Origin of the sequence: Pseudomonas entomophila (genome assembly GCF_018417595.1) — a bacterium.
GTDB classification, from domain to species: domain Bacteria; phylum Pseudomonadota; class Gammaproteobacteria; order Pseudomonadales; family Pseudomonadaceae; genus Aquipseudomonas; species Aquipseudomonas entomophila_C.
On sequence record NZ_CP070982.1, the window covers coordinates 3,037,053 to 3,055,897 of the forward strand.

The 18,845-nt window shown below is 67.7% G+C and carries 15 protein-coding genes and 1 pseudogene; 5 read left to right on the top strand and 11 right to left on the bottom strand.

Annotation, left to right across the window (positions count from 1 at the left end; all coding sequences use genetic code 11):
- Nucleotides 1-2: 2 nt before the first annotated feature.
- A complete protein-coding gene (locus tag JYG34_RS13485; protein ID WP_213656912.1) occupies nt 3-1,916 on the bottom strand; it encodes a sigma-54-dependent Fis family transcriptional regulator in 1,914 nt (637 codons plus the stop codon).
- Between the two features lie 617 nt (nt 1,917-2,533).
- Here JYG34_RS13485 and JYG34_RS13490 point away from each other — a divergent pair.
- From JYG34_RS13490 to alkB, 5 genes are all read left to right on the top strand, one after another.
- Nucleotides 2,534-3,880 (top strand): hypothetical protein, encoded by a 1,347-nt coding sequence (locus tag JYG34_RS13490; RefSeq protein WP_213656913.1) that lies wholly within the window; start codon nt 2,534-2,536, stop codon nt 3,878-3,880.
- A gap of 20 nt (nt 3,881-3,900) precedes the next feature.
- A complete protein-coding gene (locus tag JYG34_RS13495; RefSeq protein WP_213661183.1) occupies nt 3,901-6,141 on the top strand; it encodes an Ig-like domain-containing protein in 2,241 nt (746 codons plus the stop codon).
- Between the two features lie 15 nt (nt 6,142-6,156).
- Nucleotides 6,157-6,627, top strand: coding sequence for a curlin (locus JYG34_RS13500; RefSeq protein ID WP_213656914.1), 471 nt, complete (start codon nt 6,157-6,159; stop codon nt 6,625-6,627).
- 19 nt (nt 6,628-6,646) lie between these two features.
- Nucleotides 6,647-8,092 carry a curlin gene (locus JYG34_RS13505; protein WP_213656915.1) on the top strand — a complete coding sequence of 482 codons (1,446 nt, stop codon included), beginning with the start codon at nt 6,647-6,649 and terminating at the stop codon, nt 8,090-8,092.
- Nucleotides 8,093-8,281: 189 nt separating this feature from the next.
- Nucleotides 8,282-8,926: a DNA oxidative demethylase AlkB gene (gene alkB, locus JYG34_RS13510; RefSeq protein ID WP_213656916.1), complete on the top strand. Its 645-nt coding sequence runs from the start codon at nt 8,282-8,284 to the stop codon at nt 8,924-8,926.
- A gap of 59 nt (nt 8,927-8,985) precedes the next feature.
- Here alkB and JYG34_RS13515 read toward each other — a convergent pair whose 3' ends face one another.
- The 10 genes and pseudogenes from JYG34_RS13515 to JYG34_RS26670 all read right to left on the bottom strand — a co-directional run.
- On the bottom strand, nt 8,986-9,951 hold the full coding sequence (locus JYG34_RS13515; protein WP_213656917.1) for a LysR family transcriptional regulator: 966 nt from the start codon (nt 9,949-9,951) through the stop codon (nt 8,986-8,988).
- Between the two features lie 51 nt (nt 9,952-10,002).
- On the bottom strand, nt 10,003-10,959 hold the full coding sequence (locus JYG34_RS13520; protein WP_213656918.1) for a peptidylprolyl isomerase: 957 nt from the start codon (nt 10,957-10,959) through the stop codon (nt 10,003-10,005).
- The gene (locus JYG34_RS13525; RefSeq protein WP_213656919.1) at nt 10,956-11,420 is read right to left on the bottom strand and encodes a YbjN domain-containing protein; all 465 of its coding nucleotides are present in this window, start codon (nt 11,418-11,420) and stop codon (nt 10,956-10,958) included. Before JYG34_RS13525 ends, JYG34_RS13520 begins: the two co-directional genes overlap by 4 nt.
- A gap of 29 nt (nt 11,421-11,449) precedes the next feature.
- Nucleotides 11,450-12,097: a DNA repair protein gene (locus JYG34_RS13530; RefSeq protein WP_434011117.1), complete on the bottom strand. Its 648-nt coding sequence runs from the start codon at nt 12,095-12,097 to the stop codon at nt 11,450-11,452.
- Nucleotides 12,098-12,112: 15 nt separating this feature from the next.
- Nucleotides 12,113-13,813, bottom strand: a complete 1,701-nt coding sequence (locus JYG34_RS13535) for a putative porin (RefSeq protein ID WP_213656920.1) — start codon at nt 13,811-13,813, stop codon at nt 12,113-12,115.
- A 38-nt stretch (nt 13,814-13,851) separates the two neighbouring features.
- Nucleotides 13,852-14,526 carry an energy transducer TonB family protein gene (locus tag JYG34_RS13540; protein WP_213656921.1) on the bottom strand — a complete coding sequence of 225 codons (675 nt, stop codon included), beginning with the start codon at nt 14,524-14,526 and terminating at the stop codon, nt 13,852-13,854.
- An 8-nt stretch (nt 14,527-14,534) separates the two neighbouring features.
- A complete protein-coding gene (locus tag JYG34_RS13545; RefSeq protein WP_011534002.1) occupies nt 14,535-14,960 on the bottom strand; it encodes an ExbD/TolR family protein in 426 nt (141 codons plus the stop codon).
- A 10-nt stretch (nt 14,961-14,970) separates the two neighbouring features.
- Nucleotides 14,971-16,776, bottom strand: coding sequence for a DUF2341 domain-containing protein (locus tag JYG34_RS13550; RefSeq protein WP_213656922.1), 1,806 nt, complete (start codon nt 16,774-16,776; stop codon nt 14,971-14,973).
- Nucleotides 16,777-16,808: 32 nt separating this feature from the next.
- Nucleotides 16,809-18,359: a ShlB/FhaC/HecB family hemolysin secretion/activation protein gene (locus JYG34_RS13555; protein WP_249746164.1), complete on the bottom strand. Its 1,551-nt coding sequence runs from the start codon at nt 18,357-18,359 to the stop codon at nt 16,809-16,811.
- Between the two features lie 280 nt (nt 18,360-18,639).
- Nucleotides 18,640-18,739: pseudogene (locus JYG34_RS26670) on the bottom strand (transposase); the annotation flags it as partial.
- Nucleotides 18,740-18,845: the final 106 nt, after the last annotated feature.

Here is an 18,845-nt window from a genome sequence, read left to right on the forward strand (position 1 = left end):
GCTCAACCCCGCAATTGCTTGAGCTTGCGATACAGGGTCGCGCGGCTGATCCCCAGCGCCTGGGCGGCGGCCGTGACATTGCCCTGGTGCCGGGCCAGGGCGCTGCGGATCTGCTCCAGCTCACTGTCACGCAGGCTGCCGGACGGCGCCGCGCCGCTGGCCAGTTCGTCGAGCAGGCTGTCGGTCAAGTGGTCGAGGGTCAGCACCGGCTCGTTGTCTTCGCGCATGGCCAACGCAGTGCGCACGACCATTTCCAGCTGGCGGATATTGCCCGGCCAGTCGAAGCCTTCGAGCAATGCGGCCAGGGCGGTGTCCAGGCTCACGCCGCGGGCGCCGGACTTGTCCAGCAGGCCCTGGATGATCGCCGCCAGGTCGTCGCGCTCGCGCAGGGCCGGCAGGCGCAGGGAGACGCCGTTGACGCGGTAGTAGAGGTCTTCGCGGAACTGTTGTTCGTTGACCAGGCGCTTGAGGTCGCGGTGGGTGGCGCAGATCAGCGCCACATCGATTTCCTGTTCGTCACCCGCCCCCAGCGGCGCCACCCGGCGCTCCTGCAGCACACGCAGCAGTCGGGCCTGCAAGGCCAGTGGCATGTCGCCGATCTCGTCGAGGAACAAGGTGCCGCCATGGGCCTGCATCAACCGCCCGACCATGCCGCCGCGGCGTGAACCTGTGAAAGCGCCCTCGCGGTAGCCGAACAGCTCGGACTCGATCAGGCCTTCGGGAATCGCCGCGCAGTTGACCGCGACAAAGGGTTTGTCGGCCCTCGGGCCGGCCTGGTGCAGGGCGCGGGCCGCGACCTCCTTGCCGGTACCGGTCTCACCCAGCAGCAGCACCGGCAGGCCATTGGCCAGCCCCTGGCGGGCCATGCGCAGGGCCCGGGCCAGGCGTGCGTCGCCACCGGCCAGGGCTTCCAGCGCCTGGGTTTTCGGTGGCGCGTGCGGCTTGCCGTGCACTGGCGTGCCGTTGACCTGGCCATGGCGAGGCATCTGCAGGGCACGGAAGAAGAACTCGCCCTTGGCGGTCTGCACGCTGCTCGTCCCGCCCTGCCAGAGGCGGGCGATGAAGGCTGGCGAGCGCTCGCCCAGCAGGTCGCTGCAGCGGCGCCCGAGCAGCGCCGCGCGCGCCACCTGCAACAGCTGGCAGGCATTGTCGTTGGCGGCCAGGACTTCGCCATCCAGGCTCAAGGCCAGCAGCCCCTGCCAGGCACTGGCCAGGTACTGGGGGCGGCAATGGAAGGCCAGCACCAGGTGTTCGGGGTGACACAGCCCGAACAGCCGGCTCTCGATATTGCCGGCGGCCAGCAGCAAGGTGGACAGGTTGTCCTGGGGTTGCGCCATCACCCCTTCACGGGTCACGTCGAGCACGCCGATCACCTCGCCGTGCGGGTCGCGCAGCGGCACCGAGGTGCAGGAAAACGGGCTGAGGCGGTCGAGGTAGTGCTCGCCGCAGTTGATCAGGGTCGGCTGGCCTTCGACCACTGCCGTGCCGATGGCGTTGGTGCCGCGCAGTGCCTCGCTCCAGCAACTGCCGGGGTGCAGGTCGCGCAGGCCCTCGCGCTGCAGCACGTGTTTCTGCCCCTCGATGGCCAGCACGTTGGCCTGGGCGTCGCCGAGGATGACGATGCCGCTCTTGCCCTGGCGCTTGACCAGGTAGTCCAGTTCGGGGGTGACCGCGTCGATCAGCAGGCGGTTGTGTTCGAGCAGCGCGCCCAGGTCCAGGCCATGGCGAATGCCCAGGCCCACCTGCTCGCCCTGCAGGCAGTCCAGGCCATGGCCCAGGCTGCGGCGCCAGGAGGCGTCGATTTCGTCGCGCAGCACGCCCGAGGGCAATTCGCCCTCGCTGGCCAGCCGCAGGCGGGCCAGGCGGGATTCGTGCAGCGGGTCATGGGCGGTTGTTATTGGTGTTTGTCGCGCCATTGCGTGCTCCAGTTGTGCCCTGGTCAGGCAGGGCAACGGGCATCGGATTTTTTGGCAGTGTGCGTCAGAAATGGTCGAGAGTCATCAGGTGCATGCCGAGAGAGATGCAGCGCCTATCAGACCGAGCGCCGCCCGCGCGGCGCATCGCGGATGAATCCGCTCCTACATTTGTTGCAACGTGGCCATGACCGATAGGCCATGGTTGTTCGCCTTGTTGGTTCGACGCGGTCTTTCGGCTGGCGCTACCGACTCCCCACCTGACTCACGCCTTGCGCCAGGGCTGACAACCATGGCCTCACAGGTGCGGTACGTTGCAACCGATGTAGGAGCGGATTCATCCGCGATGCGCCGCGCGGGCGGCGCTCGATCTCACAGCCGCAAAAAATCTATCGACGGACCCTTGCCGCCATCACGCAATCTCCCCAAGTACGCCTGGCACCATTCCCCAATCCTGGGTCTACTTGCCCACCTGCAATACCTTGCCGGGCGATCCAGCACAACGCTGAAACCATTGCCCCAGAGCCTCGAAACCGCCCCCAAGAAAACCTGGCACAACTGTTGCCGACTCCTCCCCAGACGCCCCATCCCCTGGGCCCGTTCGCAGGAGGAAGCGAGTCATGCATCGACCCAAACCCCATCCGCTGGCCGTGGCGATCTTCGCCGGCCTGCTCCAGCTCCCGGCCCAGGCTGCGCTGTACGCGGTCGACAGCGGGCCCTACACCCTGCCCAACGGCAAGTTCCCGGCCTGGTTCCAGGACAGCCATGGCCGCACCCTCGACCTGTGCCTGTCCAAGGCCGTGAGCTCACGGGTGGCCGGTGCCCCCGGCGCGCCGTCGTACATGTGCACGCTGCTGCCCACCCCCGGGGTGTTCGACGACACCCAGCCCATCGTCTTCCCCAGCAACTTCCCCGACGAAGCGTTCTGGTTCACCGCCGACGCCGCGCTCGTCGACGCCGCCCGCGGCATCGACCTGGGCTACGTCTCGGCCATCGAGGCGGCGTTCAGCGCCGAGGAGCCGGTGGATGGCGACCAGGTCAGCTTCGCCCGGGTGCGCATCCGCGTCGATGTGCCGGTGGCCGGCACCTACGTGATCACCCACCCCTATGGCGTGGAGGTGTTCGACGTGCAAACCCCGGGGCGCCGGGCAATCAACATGACCCGCGATATCGGCATTGGCTCGCCGGGTGACCATACCGGTGCGCTCAAAGGCGATATCGGGCCGTTCCTGCGCAGCGTCAACGGCCCCTACACCGAGACCAACCCCAGCAACGGCGCCAGCGAGCGCTTCGTCGGCGACCCGAACCTGTCGGAGCCGGTCACCGGCAGCCCGTTCAACACCAACTTCGTGCGCATCGAAGGCCCCAACGGCCTCGACCTGCGCACCGAGCTGTTCGCAGTGTCCGGCAAGCTGTCCACGGTCACCCGCCCCACCCCGTTGATCCCGCAGCGCAGCACCTATTCGCGGCACACCGAGAACGGCGACCTGCGCGCCCAGCAGGACGTGTTCGTGATGGCGCCCCCCGCGCCGGCCACGGTGACGCTGTCCAGCCAGAACCCGGCGCTGCCACTCGGTGAAGCCAACGGCACCGGCGCCTGGTACGGCCAGTCAGTGCTCAACCCGACCCTGCCGCTGACCCTGCAGGTGACCGCCGACAACAGCCTGGCCATCGCCAGCAGCACACCGACCACCACGCCGATGCCGCTGACCGACCTGGTGGTGATCAGCCGTGCCGAATACAGCCTGGCCAGCGGCCAGCTGACCCTGGTGGCCAGCAGCAGCGACGAGACCAGCCCGCCCGCGCTCACCGCCCGCACCGGCAACGGCACGCTGATCGGCAGCCTGAGCGGCAACGGCGCGGTGAAGACCCTGACCACCGGGCTGTCGCCCATCCCGCCGGCCAAGGTGCAGGTCACCAGCGCCAGCGGCGGCAGCGACAGCGAAGACGTGGTGCTGGTGCCATGAACAGATTCCTGGGAGGCAGCATGAACATCTGGTCACGCCGGGCGCTGTGCGCCGCCGGTTTCACCCTCACCGTCAGTGGCGCGGCCTGGGCCGCGCTGACCGAGGTCGACCCGGGCCCCTATACCTTCGCCACCGGGGGCTACCCCATGTGGTACAAGGATGCCACCAACCTGTCGCTGGAACTGTGCCAGTCGCGCGCCACCAGCACCCGTGCCCCGGGCGCGCCCGGGGCGCCGGCCTACCTGTGCACCCTGTTGCCCGAGCCCGGCGTCTACGACGATGCCCTGCCGCTGGTGTTCCCCGACAACTGGCCGCCGGAGATGTTCTGGTTCCTCGCCGAGACCGCGATCCCGGCGGTGGGCAACAGCGGTTACGAGCTGGAGGTCTATGTCGCCGGGCTGGAAGCGGCCTTCGCCGCCGAGAACCCGGTCGATGGCGACCAGCAGAGCTTCGCCCGCATCCGCATCCGCGCCTCGGTGCCACAAGCCGGCACCTACACCGTCACCCACCCCTACGGCGTCGAGACCGTCACCGTGGCGGCCAACCAGGTCGGCCGCCGCGCGATCAACATCACCCGCGATATCGGCATCGGTGCCCCCGGCAACTTCAGCGGCGCGCTCAATGGCAACCTCGGCCCGTTCCTGCGCGGGGTCGGTGGCCCCTACACTGCGGTCAACCCCGACACCGGTGCCACCGAGACCTTCATCGGCGACCCGAACATCACCGAGGCGGTGACCGGCAGCCCGAACAACACCAACTTCGTGCGCATCCAGGGGCCGGCCGGGACCATCCAGACCAACGTCTTCACGGTCTCCGGCAAGGTCCTCGACGCCCGCCAGCAGACCCCGGTGCAACTCGAACGCGCCACCTACCAACGCAATGGCGCCGGTACCCGCGTCGAGGTGTTCGCCAAGGCCCCGAACAACGCCAGCCTGTGCCTGCGCAATGGTCTGGCGCTGGTCGGCTCGCCGCCTTCGCCGTGCCAGTTCAGCCTGCTCGCCGACAACAACGGGTTGTTCTTCAGCCAGCAACTGAGCCAGGCGGTACCGCCGTCGGTGGTGGTGGTCACCGCCAGCGACCCCACCGGCACCACGCGGCCGACTGCACTGTCGAGCAAACTCAGCGATGTCGTGCGGGTGACCAACGCACGCTACGACTGGGCCAACAAACGGTTGCTGATCGAGGCCCGCTCCAGCGACGAAGTGCTGGTGCCTGACCTGCTGGTGCAGGGCTTCGGCCGCATGTCCAAGTCCGGCGTGCAGCAGAGCCTGACGGTCAACGACCTGGCCCAGCCGCCGGCCAGCATCACCGTCAAGTCCGCCCACGGCGGCATGGACGTCGAACCGGTGGTCGTGGTTGGCAACGCCCCGGTGCAGGCTGCCAACCAGCCGCCCGTAGCCCAGGCCGACAGCGGCGCCACCAGTGTCGGTGTGCCCATCACCCTCAACCTGCTGGCCAACGACAGTGATCCCGACGGCAACGTGCCGCTGAGCATCAGCGACCTCACCCAGCCCGGTACCGGCCTGGGTGGCGTAGTGATGAACGGCACCACTGCGGTGACCTACACCCCACCGGCGGGGGCCACCTCGCCGCTGGTGGCCACCTTCAGCTACCGCGCCATGGACGCCAAGGGCCTGAAGTCGACCCCGGCCACGGTGACCGTCAACGTGGCGCCCAACCAGCCGCCGACGGCGGTGGCCGACAGCGCCGCCACCCTCGGCGTGCCACTGACCATCAACGCCCTGGCCAACGACACCGACCCGGAAGGCAACCTGCCGCTGGCCATCGCCAGCGTCACCCAGCCGACCCCGGCCGGCCGCGGCACGGTCAGCACCGACGGCAGCGTGATCACCTACACGCCACCGGCCACGGTCACCGCGGCATTCACCACCAGCTTCAGCTACGTCGCCCGGGATGCCCTCGGTGCGTTGTCCAGCCCCGGCACGGTCACCGTGCAGGTGTCGCCAAGGCCCGCCCAGGAGACCTTCGCGGTCACCGCGGCCACGGTCACGGCGCGCTCGAACAACCGTTACAACTGGGACATCAGCGGCACCTCGTCGGTGACCACCGGCAACACCATCACGGTGCGGGTGACCACCACCACCGGCGTGCAGACCCTGGGCACCACCACCGTGCCGGTGACCGGCCGTTGGCGCCTGGCAGTGAGCAACAGCACCACGGCGATCCCGACCGCCAATCCGACGGCGACGGTGACCACCAGCCAGGGCACCACGCGCACCGTCAACGTGACCGTGCAATAGGCCAGGGAGAACGCCATGCCACGCCTGCCCACCCTGCTGCTGTGCCTGGCCCTGCTCGGTCAGGCACAGGCCGACGACCTAATGGACAACGCCGACCTTGCGGCCGGCAACGACCTCGGCGAACCACTGCTGGTGCGCCTGCTGCCGGTGGGTAGCGGCCAGGCGGCAGTGATCGAGCAGCAGGGCAACGGCAACCGCGCCGCCCTCGACCAGAACGGCCAGGCCCTGCTCGGTCGCATCGTCCAGGCCGGGGGCGCGCAGGAAGCCTACATCCTGCAGGAAGGCAGCGACCTGATGGCCACGATCAGCCAGCAGGGCTACGGCAACAGCGCGACGATCCGCCAGAGCGGCAGCGGCAACAGCGCCGCCATCGAGCAGATCGGCAACCTCAACAGCGCCACCATCGACCAGCGCGGCACGGGGCTGAACAGCAGCGTGACCCAGGCCGGCAATGGCCAGCACATCCATATCACCCAATACCGTTAGCAGACCTGGAGGCACCACCATGAACAAGCTCGCCCCCCTGAGCGCCGCCATTGTCCTGGCCCTGGCCGGCCAGGCCATGGCCGCCGACAGCAGCTCGACCCAGAACCAGCAGGGCAACAAGCACATCGCCGAAGTGAAACAGACCCTGGCGCCGTTCGCCTCGGCCACCCAGGACCAGACCGGCCACGACCACAACCACATGGCGGTGCAGGACAGCAGCACCAGCCACATCCAGCAGGGTGCCAGCGGCGCGTTCAACGCCGGCTACGCCGAGCAGTTGTTCGAGAACGGCAGCCAGATCACCCAGCAGGCCGGCGGCACCCTCAACGATGCCTTCGCCAGCCAATCGGTGGGCGAGAACAACCAGGCCCTGCAGGTGCAGGACGGCACGGGCAATCATTCGATCATCTGGCAGGACACCCAGCTGGGCAGCCAGGCCACCACCCTGCAGTCGGGCCAGCGCAACGATGCCACGGTCGAGCAGTTGTTCGGCGGCAGCAACAACAAGAGCCTGGTCATGCAGGCCGGCAGCGATAACCAGGCGGCCGCCGAGCACCTGACCCACAACAACGGCGATATCGCCATCTACCAGGACGGCAAGCAGAACTGGGCCTACGGCGACCAGCGCGACGGCCTGGGCGGCACCATTGGTATCAGCCAGTACGGCACCGGGCACTCGGTGGAGGTCTGGCAGGACAACCAGGCCGCCAGCCAGGCCAATGTCTACCAGACCGGGCAGCTCAACGAGGGCTACATCGACCAGAGCTTCGGCCAGGGCAACAGTGCCAGCCTGAGCCAGAACGGGCGGGCCAACGCCAGCTGGTCGGACCAGTTCGAGAGCAACCAGTCGGTGACCAGCATCAGCCAGACCGGTAACAACAACCTGCACTTCACCTACCAGACCGGCGACAACCACAGCCTGAGCATCAATACGACGGGCAACGGCAACAAGATCATGGCCAGCAACTGGAAGGGCGACAAGTCCGGCGGGCAGTTCGGCGACAGCCAGCGGGCGGTGGTCAACCAGGCCGGCAACGGCAACAGCGTCAACTTCGAACAGAAAGGCAGCAGCCAGCTGGCCCGGTTGAACCAGAACGGCAACCGCAACCAGATGGAGACCAAACAGGCCGACAGCAACAACGAGCTGTACTTCGAGCAGAACGGCAGCGACAACCTGCTGATCGCCGACCAACGTGGCAACGGCAACTACGCCGAGGGCGTGGCGGCCGGCAATGGCGGCAGCGTGACCCTGGATCAATCGGGCAGTGGCAACCAGAGCTTCACCTACCAGCTTTATGGCAGTGGCAACCAGGCTACCGTCAAGCAAGCCGATGGGGTCAATGTCGCCTATGTGACCCAGGGAGGTAACGGCAACCAGGCGTTTATCGACCAGAGCGGGGCCAGTCAGACGGCGACCATTACCCAGTTCGGCAATACCAACATGGCGACTGTTACGCAGCAGTGATCCTCTCCCCCTTGGACCGCGGTGTCAGGGTTTCCTGGTGCTGCGGTTCCTTCTTTATAGGATTTGTCGGGAGAGTTGCAGCGGCTTGGAGATCGAGCGCCGCCGCGCGGCGCATCGCGGATGAATCCGCTCCTACAGGTTTTCAGCCACCCACTATACAATCGTCCAACCCAGCCCAATTCCCTGACCATGATCCAGTCCGACCTCGACCTGTTCGGTCATCAGCCACAGCATCTGGCCAGCCGGACCGTGCTGCTGCCTGGCTTCGCCCTGAACGACATCGAGCCCCTGCTGGACGCCCTGCGCCCGATTCTGCGCGCCGCACCGTTTCGCCACATGCGCACACCCGGCGGCCAGCGCATGGCAGTCGCGCTGACCAATTGCGGTGCGTTGGGCTGGGTCAGCGACGAACGCGGCTACCGCTACACCCCCACCGACCCGAAAAGCGGCCAGCCGTGGCCCGCCCTTCCCCCAGTCTTGCTGAATCTGGCCCGCCAGGCAGCGGCGGTCGCGGGTTTCGAGGGCTTCGTGCCCGACGCCTGCCTGGTCAACCACTACGTGCCCGGAACACGCCTGAGCCTGCATCAGGACCGCGACGAGCAAGACTATGGGCACCCGATCGTATCGATCTCACTGGGGTTGCCGGCCGTGTTCCTGTTGGGTGGCCTTCAACGCAGTGATCGCACCCAGCGCATACCCCTGAACCACGGTGACGTACTGGTGTGGGGCGGCGAAGACCGCCTGCGCTTTCACGGGGTATTGCCGATCAAACCCGGTGTGCATCCCCGCCTGGGCGAACGGCGCATCAACCTGACCCTGCGCAAGGCCGGATAACCACACCGCCCCCTTGTAGGAGCCAGCTTGCTGGCGAAGGTTCGCCAGCAAGCTGGCTCCTACAAGAGTATGGCGGCATCCTTGAACCACTCCCGGCGCTCATCGAACGCCGCCCGGATCACCCCCACCATCACCTGCACCAGCGGATCGCCCTCGGTGTCGGTATTGACCGCCAACCACACACGTCGCCGCATCGGTTCATGGAACAAACCCGGCAATGCCAGCAAGCCACGGTCCAGATGCCCCGCGTAGTGCGGCAACAGGCCCACGCTGGCACTGCACTTGATCAACTGGCAGTACATTTCATAGCCCTGGATGCACGTCACCCCCGCAGACCTGCCTGCAAGCAGGGCCTGCCACTGGGCAAGCGCGGCCACGCCCTCCTCTCCCTGCCATTGCACCAGCATGTAGTCCTGCAGGTCCGCCAGGCTGCTTGGACGATTCGCTTCGCGCACATAGCGCTTGGCAATGTGCGGCAGGTATTCGAGGGTAGCCAGGGCCTCGGCAGACACACCAAACGGATCGGCTGCGCGTAGGTCCCCCAACCATAACGCCACGTCGACTTCCTGGTCCGGCCCCCGGCGCCCATCGAGGGTGACCACTTCAAGGCGCATGCCCGCGTGTTGGCGCACCAGGTTGATCAAGCCGCGGCCTAATAGGTCCTGCAGCAGCGGCTCGGCCACCGCCAGCCTCACCGGCGTGGTCTGCACGCGCGCCAGCGCCGGCTCATCGGGCTCACGCGCCTGCAAGGCCAGCAGCAACCGCTCACCTTGCTGGCTGAGTACTGGCGTGTTGTTGCGATTGATGAACAGGCCATAGCCCAGACGTGCTTCCAGCACGGCCAAACGCTTGCGCAGCGCCACCGGCTTGAGGTTCAACCGCCGGGCCGCCTGCATGAAGCAGCCGCAACGGGCGGTGATGACAAAACAGTCCAGGGTCTGTTCGTCCAGGGCCAGCGGCACCTGGGGGCGAACGACGGGCACGGCGGTTTCCGGGGTTTGGCCCCGGGACAGGTCGATCGGCATCCCTTGCCTCCCACGGGCCCGATGCCCGGGCCCGGCTCTTCCGTGATGGGTCTAGTGGCTGCTCTCCAGCACCTGGTTCAACGCCGCGCCATCGATGCTCAGGGTGGCGCTGTCGAACATGCCTTCGACGTAAGCCTTGGCCACCTGCTCCTGGCGCTGGGCACGCAGCAACTGGCGCAGCCGCGGCGCGACCTCGTCGAACGTCGCCGCGCGGGCCGGTTGCTGCTCGGCCAGCTTGACGATGTGGTAGCCCGCCGCGCTTTGCACCGGTTCGCTGACCGTGCCTACCTTCAGCCTGGACACCACGCCGCGCACCTCCGGCAACAGCTGGGCCAAGGCTTGCAAGCCGGTGTCACCGCCGTTGGCAGCCGTGCCGGCATCCTGCGAGTGCTCCCGGGCCAACGCGGCGAAATCGGCATCGCTGGCCTGGGCCTGCTTGGCCAGCACCTGGGCCTGCTTGCGCACGGTCTCGTCGTCCCTGGGGTTCTCCACCCGCAGGAAGATCTGGCTCAGGCGGTAGCGCGCCGGCAACTGCAAGCCGGCCTTGCCGGCCTCGTAGGCCTGCTTGAGTTCTGCCTCGCTGGGGTAGTCGTCGGGCACCTTGCTCACCGATTCGAGGTAGTCGCGCAGCACGATCTGCTCGGTGGCGGCACGGGTCTGGGCCTGGATGTCCGGGCGTTGCAGCCAACCCTGGGCTTCGGCCTGCTGGTACAGCGCCTTTTCCGCCAGCCGCGCGCGGATCCAGGCCTCCAGTGCCGGCCGGTCGCCGCGCAGGCTGGCGCGGGCGTCCTCGGGCAATTGGGCGAACAGTGCCTTGAGCTCGCCGCTACCGACCTGCTGCTCCCCCAGCCGGGCCAGGGTCGGGCCATTGTCGACCGCTGCCTGGATGACCGACGCCGCCGGGCGCGCCGCAGCCACCGGCTGCTCGCCCGGGCGCAAGGCCAGGGCGACCGCCACCGCGACCAGGGCCAGCGCACCAGCGCCGGCCCAGAGCGCACGCGCCGTCATGAGGCGCTCACCGCTGCGCTACCGGTCTGCTCGGCGACATTACGGCTGTAATCACGCAGGTAGACGATGAACTCCTGCAGCAGCCGGTCCCACAGCAGCAAGCTGCCCAGCAGGTGCTTCTCGCTGACGCCGTCGGCGACCACCACATCCTTCTCCATCACCAGGAATTCGCCCTGCACCGACAGGCGGGCGAAGCGTCGCGAGGCGTTCCAGCGTTCGGCCAGGCCTGCTGGCAACTCGCCCTGGATGCGCAACGCGCAGCTGAAGGTGAAATCGAGGAATTCGCCCTCCTGCCCCTGCGCACGATTGCCGAAACGTACGGCATAGCCCACGCCCTGGCTGGCACTGAGCAACTGCACCACGGCATTCTGCTCGCTGCGGTTGACCCGGCAGCCGGCGTCCTGCAACAGCTTGGTGAGGGAGTCGGCGCTCACGGTTTCGATCAGGGTGACTTCGGTCATGTGTTGCCTTCCTTGTGGTGGTTGAATCGTCACGGCTTGACGCCCTTGGGGGCATCGAACTGGCTTTCATAGAGTCGATCACCGTAGGCCTGGGCGAGCTCCTCGAAACGTACCCGGGCTCCGCCGGCGAAGGGCTGGCGCATCTTCACGACATCGGCGATATCGACCTTCTCGTAGGCGGCCAGCATCTCCTTGGCCACCCCGTACATCTGTTGGTTACGCGCCTGGCACTGGCTCACCTGGCCGTCACGCTCGGCCAGCTGTGCCAGCAGCGCGGCGCGCTCGCCTTCCTTGCCCCGGGCCATGCCCAGCAGCTCTTCATAGGCTTGCTTGTATTTGTGCAGTTGCTCGCTGCTGCTGGCCACCAGCGCCTGGGCCTGGCTGTGCATGGCTTGCTGCTGGCCGGCCAGTTGCTCGGTCTGGCCGCGTGCCTTGGCCAACTGCGCGGTCAGCTCGCGCACCTGCGCCTGGGCGGCGTCGCGCTGTTGCTCGGCGGCCTGGCGGGCGGCGCTGGCCTGGGCCTGCTCGCTCTGCAGGGCCTGCAATTGCTGGGTGGTGCTGCGCAGTTGGGCGCGCAGGCGTTCCTCGAGGGTGTCGGCCGACACCGAGGCCGCCAGGCTCGCGCCCAGGGCCAGCATCAGCCAGGTGCAACGACGGCGATAGGCTCCCTTGTTCATGCCCATGCTCCTTCCCTAGAACCGCGTGTTGACTTCAAGTTGTAGCACATCGATATCAAACGGCGCGCCGTAGACTGCTTCGCTGCTCAACCAACGGGCGGTCGCGTAGACGTTGTCGGCCAGGCCGTAGTTGCCACCGAGGAAGTAGCCCTTGGCGTTGGTGCCGCCCAGGTGGAAGCTAGAATCGTTGAAACCGTCCGGCAGCGCGTCGGGCTCGATGCGCTTGTAGCCGGCGAACAGGTTCCAGTCGCCCGCCTTGCGCATGTCCAGGGCATTGCCCAGGGTGAACTGGAACATCCAGGCATCGCTGCCGCTCTTGATGTTGCCGTTCTCGTCGACGTTGTTGGCCAGCTGGCCGGCCGCGCGCTTGCGCATGTCGCCCTCGTCGTAGGCCAGGTTGTGGATGTAGTTGGCCTGGCTGCGCAGCTTGAAATCGTGGGGCAGGTCGGCGTCCCACACCAGGTTCAGGTCGAGCAGGTCGAACTCCGAGGCGATCCCCACGAACTGCGGCTGCGGCGTGGCGGCCGGGTTGGCCGGGTTCGGCGTGATGTCGCGCAGCAGGAACAGGGTGTTGCCCTTTTGCATGAAGGTCGGCCGGGTCTCGTCGCTGTCGCAGCCCGGCTGGCCGTTCCAAGGCGCGCAGGGGCTGGAGCGCTGGCCTGCGATATCGTCGAAGCGGTAGTAGGCCATGGCGCCCTTGAGCCGGTGGTGGTCGTTGATCGCCCACTTGGCGCCGAACTGGGCGCCGTACAGCCACTTGTTCTCGCTGTCCTCCTTGTCGAAGCCGTTGCTGCTGGCGCTGTCGTCGCTGTACTGCACCGGAAACGCGCCGACGGTGCCGAACAGGCTGAGGTCGCGGTTCAGCGGCTGATCGAAGATCGCCGCCAGGCCGTCGAAGTTGAGGTCGTGGGAGTACAGGATGTCGGTGGACATGAACGGGTTGGCGATACGTCCGCCGGTCAGGGTCAGCCGCTCGCTGGGGCTCCAGCTCACATAGCCCTGGTCGAGCCACAGGTCCTTCTTGCCGAAGCCACCGCCCAGGTTCTGGGTGGTCGACACCGGGTTGTTGTTCGAGCCGGTGGCGATGCGGATGCCCGCCACCCAGTTTTCCGCCAACTGCGCTTTCAGGCCGAAGCGCGCGCGCAGGCGCAGGATGCTGTCACGGTCCTCGCGGGTATTGAGCAGCGGCGGCAGGCTGGAGCTGCTGTTGGGGTTGACGTCGTACGGCCCCTTCTCGTTGAGCTTGGCGAAGTCGACGATCTCATTGCTGTTGCCGTCGGCGTAGTAACGCGACTCGCCGCGCAGGCGCAGGTCGCCATCGAAACTGATGCGCGAAGCCCAGTCGGGAAAGCTGTTGGGCGCAGCCCAGTTTTCCTGCTTGGCGGTGTTCAGCACCTCGGCCTTGATCTCGTCGCGGATCTGCTGGCGGACGATGGCCGGCACGTACTGCACGCGCACCTCGCCATTGGCCGCCGGGGCCTGGGCGACGATCGGCGCGGCGCTGGTGGCGGCGCGGGCCTGCTGGGCCTCGCGCTCGGCCTGGGCGATCAGCGCGTCGGCCTTGTCCTGCTTGAGCACGCCCTGCTCCACCAGCAGGCGGATCAGGTTGACGGTCGCGTTCTCCGACGGCGCGGCGTGGGCGACGGCCGGACCGACCGCGGTGGCGGCGGCCAGCAGGCCGAGCGCCAGGGTCAATCGGTTCACTGGGCACTTCATGGGTTTGCAACTCCTGTGGGTCAGTCGTGCTTCGTTGTTCATGGCCGGCGCCCCTGCAGGGCGATCTTCACCGGCAACGTCAGGCTGGCGGGTGGGCGTTGGTCGAGGGCCGGCGCCGAACGCAAGGCGGCGATCACCTGGGCGTCCACCTCGGATTCGCCGCTGCCGCGCAGCAGCTCGACGCGGGTAATCTCGCCGGCGGCGCTGAGCCAGATCTCGGCCTGCAGGTTGAACACCAGGTTGCGCAGCTCGGGGTTGTCGCGCAGCAGGCGCTGGAAGGCGTAGGCCAGGTACTGGCTGTAGGTGCCGTTGCCCAAGCCCCCACCGCCGCCACCGGCCATGCCACCGCCCTTGCCGGCGCCGACGTTGAAACTGTCGCCGCCGGTCTGCGCATCGCCGTCCATCTGCATCGGCTCGGCCAGGTCCTGGGCCGGGTCCGGCGCGTCCTCGGCCGGCTTGACCTCCTCGGCCTCAGGCACCGGTTGCGGCTCGACGATCTTCTCCTCGACCGGTGGCTCCGGTTCCTTTGGCGGCTCCGGCGGCGGTGGCGGTAGGGGCGGCGGCAGCGGGATGATCGCCGGCACCTTGGGCGCCTCGCGGCGCACCCCGGCCATGTCGTTGGCCCACTGCCACAGCAGCCAGGCCAGGCCCGCGCCCGCTACGGCGAGCACGGCCCAGGTCAGCAGGCGACGGGGGTTGGCTGTACGTTCCATGCCTGCCCTCACCCCTGGTTCGGCTTGCCGGTGACCAGCCCGACCTGGGCCAGTTCGAGACGGCGCAGCAGGTCGAGCACCTCGACCACCTTCTGGTACTGCACGCCGGCGTCACCGCGCACGATCAGCGGGAAGTCCGGGTTGCGCGCCTTCTCGCTGCGCAGGCGGTCCTCCAGCTCCTGCAAGGTCACCGGGTAGGCGTCGAGAAACACCTGGCCGGCGTCGTTGATCGAGATCGCCTTGGTCTTGGGCTGGGCCAGCGACACCGAGGCGCTGGCCTTGGGCAACTGCACCTGGATGCCCGACACCTGGGCGGTGGCAGTGAGGATGAACATCACCAGCACCACCATCAGCACGTCCACCAGTGGGGTGATGTTGATGCTGTCCACTGCGGCGTCGGCGTCGTCGTCATGGGCGTTGTTCACGGATGCCATGGCTGCCTCCTCACGCCGGGACCGATGGGCTGACCGCGCGGCCCTGGGGGCGCTGCGCCGCTTCGCCGGCCTGCCCTTCGCCATGCAGCTCGGCCAGGCGGGTGATGAACTCGTCGACGAACACCCGCATGTCGGCGCCGACTTCGCGGTTACGGGTGGTCAGGCGGTTGTAGCCGAACAGCGCGGGGATCGCGACGAACAGGCCCATGGCGGTGGCCAGCAGCGCCGCGGCCATGCCCGGGGCGATGGCGTTGATGTTCACATCGCCGGCCATGGCCGTGCCGAGGAACACCACCATGATCCCCAGCACGGTGCCCAGCAGGCCGATGTAGGGGCCACCGGCAATGGCGTTGGACAGGGTCGACAGCTTGGACGACAGGGCCTGGTTCTCGCGGGTGCGCACACCGTCCATGGAGCAGCGGATCGCCTCGATGGTGGCGGCGGACACCAAGGTGGTGTCGGCACCTTGGGCGCGGCGGGTGCGCAGCTCCTGCACCGCCACCAGGTACAGGCGCCAAAGCGACGAACCCCGCAACCGCTCGTGCAGGTCTTGATCGTCGGCGAACTGCTCGAGGTGCGTACCCACCGTGGCGAAGTGTTCGCGGAACTGCGCATTGGCGGCGGTGATCCGGCTCAGGGCGCGCTGCTTGCGCAGCATGATCACCCACGACTGCACCATCATCAGTACCAGCACGGCGATGATCACCCAGGCATCGACCGGCACTGCCTTGAGCAGAAAGCCCAGGCTGCCGAAGCCGAAGCCCGACTGTTCCTCATCGACGCCATAGGCCACCAGGCGCGACTCGGCGCCCTGGGCCAGCACATCCGCTTGCAGGCTGGCCTGGCTGCGGGCCACGCGGGAGATGCGCAGTTCATCCAGCGCGCCGACGAAGGGGGCGAAGCCGCTGGCAGGCGTGCCTTCGCTGGCCGGCAAGTCGCCGCCGATGCCCACCGCGCCAGTGAACGCGGCCAGGCTGACGGCCAGTCGGGCCACCGGCTGGCCATCGACCAGCACGCTCAGGCTGCCGCCCTCGCCCACCAAAGCCAGGTGTTGCCACTGGCCAGCCGTCAGCGCCTGGTTGGCGCTGGCGCGCTGGCCATCCACCTCGACGAAGGCCACGCCCTGGGCCAGGCCCAGCAGCAGGCTGTGCCCCGCCTCGCGGCGGGCCAGCAGCAGCTGTTCGCCCACCGCCTGGTCCTGGCGTAGCCAGGTGCTGAAGGTGAAGGCCGCGCCGGCAGGCAATTGCAGCGAAGCACTGGCCGGCAGTTGCAGGGCCTGGCCACCCAGCTGGATGGCCCGGCCGATCACGCCGTCGACCGCCACGGCCTGGCCTTGCAGTTGATTGCCATACGGGCTGGCATCGCGCGGGCCGGCGCCGTCGAAGTGGTACAGCGCGGTGTAGTCGGCGTCGAAGCTGGGCTGGCCGTTGGCGGGCTGGACCTTGGGGTTGCCGTAGTACATCCAGATGTCCTGGCGCTGGCCGGGCTCGATGCGCGGCACGTCGACCCAGATCAGGGCCATGCCCATCAGCGGGTCGAACTGCTCGATATGGTGGTTGAGCACGGTCTTGTCGTCGGCGCCGACGAAGCGGATATCCGCGCCGGTCTCGCTGACACCATCGAAGGTGAAGTTGCCGGTGTGCAGGCGCACCAGCAACGCAGTACGGCCCAGCGCCTGGGTCAGGCCGGCGCCTTGCGGGGTGGTGTCCACGGCAATTTGCTTGCGGTACAGCCAGTCGTCCTGCCACCAGGCGCTGGCGCTGCCCGGCAGGGCGAAGCCCAGGCACAGCAGCAGGGTCAATATCAGGCGTTGCATGAGGGCTCTCCAGGGCGATGCCGGTCGGTGATTCAGAAAGTTGCCTGCACGCTGAAGTGCACGCGCGAGTCGTTCTTGTCGGTGTTGGGGGCGTCCTTCAAGGGCACGGCCCAGTCGAGGCTGCCGGACAACCAGTCGTTGAGCGTGGCGCGGGTACCCACGCCGACGCTGGCCAGGCTGTAGCGGTCGTCCTGCTCGGGCAGGGCATCCTGCAGGCGCAGCTGGGCGCCTTCGGCGAACAGGTAGAAGCGCCAGTCGCTGATGTAGCTGCCGACATAGCGGCCCAGGGAGGGGGTGCGCAGCTCCTGGGACAGCAGCACGCCGTCGTCGCCGGTGCGCTCGGCGGCCAGGTAGCCGCGCACCGAGGTGGCGCCGCCGGCGGCGAACTGCTCGTTCGACACCAGTGGCCCGGAGGCCAGCTGGAAGGCCAGCTTCGAGGCGCTCTGCCATTGCCCGGCGAAGTCGAAGGTGTAGCTGGCGTCGCCCTTGAGCGCGGCGAAGCTCGAATTGGCGCGGTAGCGCTTGTAGTCGAACGCCTGGTCGTCACTGTTGTACCCCAGCAGCCCACGGGTTCCGGCCACCAGGCTCAGGCCCAGGCTCAGCTGGTCGCGCTCGGTGAAGCGATAGCCGTTGTAGCCCAGGGTGATGGGCGAGTACTTGAGCGGGACCTTGTCGTTGTTGCCGCCCAGGGCGACCTTCTCGTCGAAGTCCTTGAAGTCGATGCCGATCGACAGCGCGTTGGCCCAGGCGCCGACGCCCGGCAGGTTGTAGATGGCGGACACACCGTAGGAGTGGCCCTTGCCCAATACGTTGGTGCCGCCCACAGTGGCCACGTTGCTGTCGGAGTGGTAACCGGAAAATTGCAGCGTCCAGCGCTCGTTCAGCGGCGCGGCGTAGGCGCCGGACCAGACCTGGGCGTTGTCGCGGTCTTCGGGGGCGGTGAACCAGGTCAGCGACACGCTGTGCCCGGCCTGCCACAGGTTGTTGTAGCCAAGGCTGACGACGCTGCGCAGCTTCTCGGTGTCGGCGCTGTGGTCGTTGTTCAACCCCAGGCTCAGGTTCCAGGGCTGCTTGTCCTCGACCTGCAGGTCGACGTCCATCGTGCCCGGCCGTTGGCCCTCGCGCACCAGCGGCAGCACCTGGCGGCCCGGCGTTCGGTTGAGGGTGGCCAGCTCGTTCTGCACCTGGGCGAAATCGGGCACCTTGCCCTCCTTCAGCGCCGGCACCTGCTCGCGGATCTCCACCGGCGAATAGTGCTTGGCCCCGACCACGCGCACCCGGCCGACCTTGGTCTCGGTGACCTGCAGGTAGACCACGCCGCCCTCGACCTTCTGCTCCGGCAGCTCGACGAACACAGACTGGTAGCCCCGGGCCTGGTAGCTTTTCTGCAGCGCCTCACGGGCGCCCTCGAGGTCGGCCAGGGTTCGGTCCGGGCCGAGGTACGGGTACACCGCCTCCTCGATGGCCTGGGCGTCGAGCACGGTGTTGCCGCGCACCACGTACTCGTTGATCTCGACCCGGCGTTCAGGCTCGTTGGCAAGCGCCGTGGCGGACAGCAGGCACAGCAGTGCCCCTGCGCCCATGCCGCATCGTTTGAAGAAAAAATGCTCCACACCGCCCCCTTGAGCGCCAGGAATTCGTTGGGTTTCTAGTGGTTGTGATCGGGCGCGCCCGGACCGTGGTGACGGGCCAGCCAGCTGTGCAGCAAGGCCAGGTTGAGGCTGAACTCCGGCAGCGCCTGCAGGCTGGCGCCGAGCACTTCATCGACCATGCGCTGCAACAGCGACACCGCCATGGCGCTGCCCAGCAACAGCCCCAGGTCGTGGCTGAACAGGTTGAAGTTCCACACCCGTGACTTGAGTTCGAGGCCGGCGAACCAGCGGAACAGCAGGTTGTAGTTGAGCTGTTCGTAGAGCTGCTTCTCGCTGGGCACCGAATACAGCAGCTGCAACAGCAGCACGTGCATCAGCGTGTGCGGGGCGATGGTCATGCCCTGCTGCTCGGCCAGCAGGGCCAGCGGCGCCTGGTACTCGCCCAGCAGCGTGTCGATGCGCGGCTTGAGCAGGGCC